The following is a 7,386-nucleotide window of genomic DNA, read 5'->3' on the forward strand; positions in this document are numbered from 1 at the left end:
AACCTTCTCCCATATCGATCTGATGGATGCAGAACACCATCTCCCTCTTATGAGCATCCTCAATGCTCTCCTTAAGGAAGGGGCATCCCCGGCCTTTATCCAGACGACGAAACGGATCATCAAGGGAAATCCTGTTGCGAAGAGGTCATATGTGGATGCATTCGGTCAGATACCGGGGCTGGAGTGAGGTAAAATCCGTCCGGCGAGATTCAGAAATACACACCACCCTTTATATACTCAATGAGCTTTCAGAAAGCGCATGACCTGAAATTACCTGTTTTTTTTATCGATGGCAAAATTGAGCTTTTCTAAATTTATTCGAAATTAGATGCCTATTTCGCGTTTAAACACTTTTAAACTCAAAATAAGCAATTTTGACCAAAATAAACTGTCTGAGGCGATAAATAGCTGATTATAATGGATTTACTCAACAAAAACATTTAAATACTGAACTTTGCAACCTATTAGTATCCAATAAAGGAGATACGACACCCATGACCCAGACCATGCAGATATCAAAAGAATTATCCGACGTAGAGATCATGAACCGTTACAAAGAGGAGAACATGTGGGGCCTCTGTACAGCAATTGATCTCAAGAATTGCAACCCTGATGCGATCCGCGACCCAAAGCTGATTCACCAGTTCATCGTTGAGGTCTGTGATCTCATCAACATGAAGCGCTTCGGTGAACCACTCATCGTCAACTTCGGTCCAAATGACCGTGTTGCAGGATACTCACTTGTACAGCTCATCGAGACCTCCTGTATCTCAGGACACTTTGCAAACGACACCAACAGTGCATACCTCGACATATTTAGCTGCAGAGAATACCCGCCGCAGATTACAGCAGAATTTTGTAAGAAGTTCTTTGGAGCAGAGGAGATCAAGACGACGGTCTTCTTCCGCTCAATCTGATTTTTTTACGCATATTTATTGTGCAGCCCCTCTAATCCTGATCTGTGCAGGTACCGGATCAGGATACATATCCCTTCATTGGGGCGTTAGTTCCATTTCTTCTCCTTCTGATCTATATCGTTCTATCATCGTTTCTTCTGCCGACGTTCCTCTTCATAACACTTCTCTCGGTGATTGTCGCCTATCTCGTCTCCCCAATCGGGAGATGGGTGATACCAATAGCAATAGTTGCGGGTCTGCCCTGGTGGTATGCAGGTTTTACAATCTTTCTGATCGATACGCTTGGCGCCCTTTTCATGGCATGGAACTTCAGGTATCTCTTTGGTCTTCCAGGGATCGGGTCCTATATGGTGGATCTCATATCAAAAGTCGAGTCTCTCCTGGCAGAGAATCCCTGGATGGAGCGGTTTACTGCTGCCACCCTTCTTATGTATGTCACTCTTCCGATCCAGGGTGCCGGTTCCCTGATGGGATCGATTATCGGGAGACTCATTGGGATTTCACCATGGAAGGTCTTCTGGATCATGGTGACGGGAGGGGTGATCGGATCATTTGGGATGGCACTCGGATCAGATGCCCTCCGCATCTTCCTGATTGGAAATATTGCGATCGGACTGGCAATTATGTTCATCGGCATACTTGCCTTTATTATCGGGTACCTATCCTATCGGGCGATTCGGAGGCGGAGACTATGAGATCCCAAACATCGCAAGCGTCGTATTCTGAGGGTCAATATCTGACCAGTCCCAGAGAAGCCCCTCTAAAATCCGTGAGATGGGTCCTTTCACCGTCTTCTCAAGCATCGTCTCCCAGTCAATCACAAACTCGGGCGGCACCTGATCGGCATACTCAAAGCAGAGAACGTCGGTCTTTGGGTATGTGCTCGTCACATTCTTAATGTATACCCGTTTGGGTTTGCTCCCTTTCTTAAAATCCGTCTTCAGATAGGTGTTTGAGTAGATCGCCCCACGAACCTGCGCATCTTTTGTATCATAGTCGGCGAGGTGTTTTCCGATCCCGCCGGGGATACCGGCATCCTCAAGAGAACATCGACCCGCCCGGTAATGCTTGATCACCTCTCCGAGATATTCTTTGATCGAGTCGAAGTCTTCACCCATCAGGATCATCTCCATCACCGTCTTCTGGACGATCTTCGTTATCTGTGGAGAATCAGATCTTCGCATCTCAAAACCGACAATATCGATCTGATCAACGGTTGATCCCTCTTTCCAGATGAGGTGGCCTGCATACCGCTTCTTCTTTCCTGCCTGGAAGAACCGCCTGTACACCTTCTCAAATTTTATCGAGAAATAATTGGTGTCAGTATTCAAACTGTCCCGTGCAAAAGACCCAAAGCTCGCATTCAGTTCACCTTCTATCTCGCGTGCGATTTTAATTGTGGTTTCGATATCATTTGGAGGGAGCTGGACAAAACAGGAGTCGGTATCCCCATACAGGACATCATACCCCTTCCCTGCGATCAGATCCCGCGTATGCCCGATGATCGCCCGGCCAACCGAGGTGACGGCAGATCCAATCTCGCGATCATAGAGCCGGAACCGGGCATATCCTGAGACGCCATAGTAGGTGTTCATGATCACCTTCAGCACATTCTGCTGGAGATCATAGAGGATGTAGTCATTCGATCCGTACTCAAAAGTATTTCTGATCCGCTTCTTCTCATCCCTCTCCTGCAGAAGTTCGGCGATGATACTTCGTGTAAGCCCGTCAGGTGACCGTCTGAACCGGATTCCATTCGGAGCTCTGATCTCACCTTCCGGATCCTTTGTCTCAGGTGAGGCATTTAACGTCATCATCGCCATCGGGTAGAGAGACTTCAGATCGAGGACGATGACATTCTCACGAAGACCGGTTGCCGGTTCAAAGACCGTTGCCCCTTCAAACTCGTCAGCAACAGCGTTCCCCTTTGATGGAAGCACGAAGTTTCCGGCCGCCTTTCTCAGAATGTAGATGTCGATCACATTTGATGAGTTTAAAGTCCGATCAAGCGGGCAGCCGACGTACCGTGCGATCTCCTGATAGAATCTGATGATCGTATTCTTCGCATCGATCCCGACACAGAGCTCGACATCTTTATAGTTATACTCGATCAGCTTCACCGGATCCTTCTTCCAGAGATCAGAGACCGTCCCCGTGTATCTGACCTTCCGCTCGCCAAGTTCATCTTCTGCAATCGCATCCAGACGATAGGACTCTTTCTGTGACCCCTGCATCTTCTTGTATGCAGCAAGGAGATCGAAGATGACGCGTCCCCGGATCGCATTTCGCTCAGTCTGTCCGGGGATGCGTGAGAGGTCCGTCGGATTCATACCAAGCGTCGAAATACGCTTCATGATGTAGGGAACATCGAAGTCGAGGACGTTCCACCCGCTGATGATATCCGGATTTGTCTTTTTGATATGTGCGATGAAGGCAAGAAGCATCGACCGCTCATCAGGGTAGGTGCAGATCGTATGCTTCCCCTCTGAGAAGCACCCGTTTTTATACCCTCCATTCTTCACTTCAGCATCCGGGTCTGTCAGAGACTCGGATGAGGCAAGAAGAAATGTGGTATACCTGGAGTCGAAAGAGTCATGGCAGGTGATGCAGAAGATCGGCTGCTTCTCAGGTTCAGGAAAACCTTCAGAATCGTCGCATTCGATATCAAGAAAACAGACACGGGCTGGTGCTTCCACATCAGCTGGCCGTATCTGTGTATAACCGACGGTTGTATCGGGGACAATTACCCCTCCGGTTACACCACAGTCGATCATGAAACGGGTGGCAAACGGGATATCCGCCTCATAATGGTGATATCGCTCACGGACCTCCCTGACATCCGTTGGTCTCTTCGTATAGAGACGGACGACCTCTTCCCCTTTGATCGTCTTTGACCTGATATCAGAGACCTCAATGGTATCGGGGTGATGTCCCCGATCCGCCTCTTCAACAGGGACATAGAAATATGGTCTGAATCCGGTTACATCAACGGCAACTGCGCATCCATCCTTCTTTCGTCCGAATATATGAATCAGTGGGCCGCCTGGGGCATTGCTATATTCGACCTGAATGACGGCGATCTCATGACCTGACATCAAGTCTCCGGCAGAGTGACTGGACAAACTCACCTGCGTTATTCAGGTGTTTCTCCTCCCATGCATCAAGTGGCCAGCCCTCGATCACCTTCGCACCGGCACGGGAGACCTCAGCCGGAACTCCCATTGCACAATCTGAAAACCCGTATTCACCTCTGAGTGAGAGGGCGCAGGTGATCGTCTCCTTCTTTTCACCTGTGAGCAGACGGATCAGCTCAGCGATATGGAGTGCAGGGCCAAAAGCTGTACCGCCTTTGCCCTGTATCACATCCATGCTTGATCTCCGAAGTCCGGTGAGGATCTCTTCGCGCTCTGCTTCCGGAACCGGAGTGTCGAGGTGAGAGAAGAGCGGCACCTGATGTTCTCCATGCTCTCCAAGCACCCATGCAGGTCCTCTAATCCCACGCTCCCGTACTGCAATTTCAAACCTGCGGGAGTCGAGCTGGCCCCCAAATCCGATGCAATGCTCCCGTGGGATTTCAAGCATCTCTGCAAAATAGTAGCAGAATATATCCATTGGGTTTGTGACGCAGATGAGAGAACCGGTGAAGCCCTTCAGGTACTTACTGCATATCTCTGCAACCGGCAGATTTGCATCGAAGAGATCCGCCCGTGTTTTGATTGATGGATTTCGTGGTGACCCTGCGGCAAAGAGACAGATGTCAGCCTCAGAAATCCGCGACCGATCCGTTGTGATCGGGATATCAAGCGGAGTGTGAGAGAGATCGAGAACCTGGGCGCGGAGGAGCGGTTCATAACTGTCTGCAAGGATCAGTTCATCAACAATCCCAAGGGCAGAAGCCACAAAGGCAGTTTCGCCCCCGATACGCCCGACTCCAAGCACTGCAAGGCTTGTCATAACAGAGTACTATGGGGTATGCTCATTATTAAACAGAACCAATTTCAATGGATGATCATGCTTCAGAAGGGCTCCGTGACCGTCGGCGGGGTCAACCTTGAAAATCACCTCATCCTGGCAGCTGGTGTCCTCGGAACAACAGGTGCATCGCTTGCCCGTATGCTCAGGCTTGGTGCAGGTGGGGTTGTTACTAAGTCCATAGGTCCACAACCAAAGTCAGGGCATGCCGGGCCCTGCCTGATTCCGCTTGAAGGTGGTCTCTTAAATGCGATGGGGCTGCCAAATCCCTCACGCGACTTTGTGAATGAACTGACCCCACTGAAAGACAGACCCGTTATTGTGAGCATCTTCGGTGGGATGCCGGAAGAGTTTCGCGAGGTCGCCTCCTGGTTTGAGGGAATTGCTGCCGGATATGAACTGAACCTCTCCTGTCCGCATGCTGAAGGGTATGGTGCCTCGATCGGATCTGATCCGGGCGTTGTCAGAGCATGCACCGAAGAGGTGGCGGCCTTCGGTCTTCCGACCTGGGTGAAACTGACACCAAATGTCACAGATATCGGTGTGATCGGCAGAGCCGCAGAGGAAGGCGGTGCAACTGCGATTGTTGCTGTAAACACCGTCAGGGCGATGAGGATCTCAATTAACCTCCGCCGCCCGGTACTTGGGAACAGATTCGGAGGTCTCTCCGGGAAGATGATCTTTCCGATTGCGCTCCGCTGTGTGTATGATCTCTATGACGCCTGCTCGATTCCGATCATCGGCTGCGGAGGCATCTCTTCTGCTGAGGATGTGATCGAGATGATGATGGCAGGAGCATCTGCTGTTCAGATCGGATCTGCGGTCTGCGATGACATCGGGATCTTTGAACGAATTGGAGAAGCACTCTATGCGGATGATGGTTCTCCGGCCGGTGAGATCGTGGGGTGCGCTCATGCATGACGGTATGCCAATCACCGTTAAGGTGACAGAGATAGATGAAGAGACGCCGACTGTCAGGACGATCCGTTTCGATCACTCCTTTACCATCCGTCCGGGTCAGTTCTGTATGGTCTGGGTTCCGGGGGTCGATGAGGTTCCGATGGGTTTCTCATCTGCAAACTCAATCACGGTTCAACGGGTCGGTGAGGCGACCGAAGCACTCACAAAGCTGAAAGTAGGTGATTCGTTCGGCATACGCGGGCCATTTGGAAACGGGTTCACTCCCCGTGGCCGGGTGCTCGCGATTGGAGGCGGTGTTGGTGTTGTGCCGCTATATCCACTGGCAAAGGAGGGATCGGTGAAGACCTTCATCCTTGGCGCACGGACAGAACGCGAGCTTGTTTTTGCTCATCAACTGGAGGATATCACAGATCTCAGGATAGCAACCGATGACGGTTCTGAAGGTTATCATGGGTTTGTAACAGGAGTGCTTGATCAGGATATTGATCTCGTATCATACGACACGATCTGCGTCTGCGGCCCCGAGATGATGATGAAAGGTATTCTCGACCGGCTTGAGAGAGCAGGGATCGCCTCCCACGGCCAGTTCTCGCTTCACCGGTACATGAAGTGCGGTATCGGGGTCTGCGGATCATGTTCGATCGACCCTGAGGGGTTACGGGTCTGCAGGGATGGCCCGGTCTTCACCGGGGATCGGCTACTGAACTCTGAGTTTGGAACGTATGCACGTGATGCGAGTGGACAGAAGAAGCGACCCTGATCTCACTTTGATCCGTTGATTGCCTCAAGCTCAGCGAGATCATTGATATTGGTGAAGGTCGCAAGGTTCGGATCGATCGATTTAATCTCGTCAATCTGAACATACCGGGTATGTATCCCCCGGACCATTGCCCTGAGTGAGAGCGAGCTGTGAGTGGTGAGGAACTCTTTCAGGGCAGTCCTCCGGTAAACTGCATGAAGAGGCTCAAACATCTCCTCATTCCAGCAGGGGACAGCCGCGTCATGGTCTTCAATCACCGAGAAGAGATATGTAACAACGTCGGACCGGATACAGGGCATATCACATGCAGTGATGAAGAGGAGTTCACCTTCTGCCTCGTCGACACCTGCAAGAATGCCGCCAAGGGGGCCGATGCCACGCACCTGATCGGTTATGGTTCTGATGCCGGGGATCTCTTCAAACCTGCTGCACTGGTCATGATCACGGGCGACGATGATGATCTCATCTGTTACGGGTGATAATGCCTCAATCAGGTACGAGAGGAAGGATCTGCCCTTATAATTGAAGAAGTACTTCTCCTTTCCGCCTGATCGTTTCGCCTCTCCCCCGACCAGGATAAGCGCTGTCCTCTTCTCCGGCATGCTCGTATGGTTTTTATTTGAATCTATTGCTGTTAAGCCTGCCTTTTTTTATCGGTCCTGCTTCAAGGTTAAGGAGCTCTGCCTTTATCGCCGGATCGGGGGTAAATCCACCGATCTCTTTCTTTCCAACAACTCTGTGGCATGGGATAATAATCGGTGTCGGGTTTCTCCGGAGTGCGCCACCAATGACCCTTGGATGCGTTCCGGCAACTGC

General features: G+C 50.9%; 9 protein-coding genes. 5 read left to right on the top strand and 4 right to left on the bottom strand.

Going from position 1 to position 7,386, the window contains the following annotated elements; genetic code table 11:
* The 3 genes from Q7V06_RS03875 to Q7V06_RS03885 all read left to right on the top strand — a co-directional run.
* On the top strand, positions 1-187 hold a 187-nt coding region (locus Q7V06_RS03875), incomplete at its 5' end, for a hypothetical protein (protein ID WP_304838377.1).
* A gap of 307 nt (positions 188-494) precedes the next feature.
* The gene (gene speD / locus Q7V06_RS03880) at positions 495-917 is read left to right on the top strand and encodes an S-adenosylmethionine decarboxylase (protein ID WP_304838379.1); all 423 of its coding nucleotides are present in this window, start codon (positions 495-497) and stop codon (positions 915-917) included.
* Between the two features lie 44 nt (positions 918-961).
* Positions 962-1,612, top strand: a complete 651-nt coding sequence (locus Q7V06_RS03885) for a small multi-drug export protein (protein ID WP_304838382.1) — start codon at positions 962-964, stop codon at positions 1,610-1,612.
* Here the strand turns inward: Q7V06_RS03885 and Q7V06_RS03890 are convergent.
* Together Q7V06_RS03890 and Q7V06_RS03895 are read right to left on the bottom strand one after the other, a co-directional pair.
* Entirely contained in the window at positions 1,607-4,012 is a 2,406-nt protein-coding gene (locus tag Q7V06_RS03890) for a DNA-directed DNA polymerase (RefSeq protein WP_304838386.1), read from the bottom strand. The genes Q7V06_RS03885 and Q7V06_RS03890 overlap by 6 nt on opposite strands.
* A complete protein-coding gene (locus Q7V06_RS03895) occupies positions 3,999-4,871 on the bottom strand; it encodes a malate dehydrogenase (protein ID WP_304838389.1) in 873 nt (290 codons plus the stop codon). The genes Q7V06_RS03890 and Q7V06_RS03895 overlap by 14 nt, the downstream gene beginning before the upstream one ends.
* A gap of 51 nt (positions 4,872-4,922) precedes the next feature.
* On the opposite strand from Q7V06_RS03895, the gene Q7V06_RS03900 reads away from it, so the two are divergent.
* Together Q7V06_RS03900 and Q7V06_RS03905 are read left to right on the top strand one after the other, a co-directional pair.
* Positions 4,923-5,810 carry a dihydroorotate dehydrogenase gene (locus tag Q7V06_RS03900; protein WP_304838392.1) on the top strand — a complete coding sequence of 296 codons (888 nt, stop codon included), beginning with the start codon at positions 4,923-4,925 and terminating at the stop codon, positions 5,808-5,810.
* Positions 5,803-6,570 carry a dihydroorotate dehydrogenase electron transfer subunit gene (locus tag Q7V06_RS03905; protein WP_304838395.1) on the top strand — a complete coding sequence of 256 codons (768 nt, stop codon included), beginning with the start codon at positions 5,803-5,805 and terminating at the stop codon, positions 6,568-6,570. Before Q7V06_RS03900 ends, Q7V06_RS03905 begins: the two co-directional genes overlap by 8 nt.
* Positions 6,571-6,572: 2 nt before the next feature.
* Here the strand turns inward: Q7V06_RS03905 and Q7V06_RS03910 are convergent, their stop codons facing one another.
* Together Q7V06_RS03910 and Q7V06_RS03915 are read right to left on the bottom strand one after the other, a co-directional pair.
* A complete protein-coding gene (locus tag Q7V06_RS03910) occupies positions 6,573-7,172 on the bottom strand; it encodes a molybdenum cofactor guanylyltransferase (RefSeq protein WP_304838398.1) in 600 nt (199 codons plus the stop codon).
* A 13-nt stretch (positions 7,173-7,185) separates the two neighbouring features.
* The coding region (locus Q7V06_RS03915; protein ID WP_304838401.1) for a methylated-DNA--[protein]-cysteine S-methyltransferase at positions 7,186-7,386 on the bottom strand (201 nt) is incomplete at its 5' end.

This window comes from Methanocalculus sp., from assembly GCF_030651615.1.
Lineage (GTDB): Archaea > Halobacteriota > Methanomicrobia > Methanomicrobiales > Methanocorpusculaceae > Methanocalculus.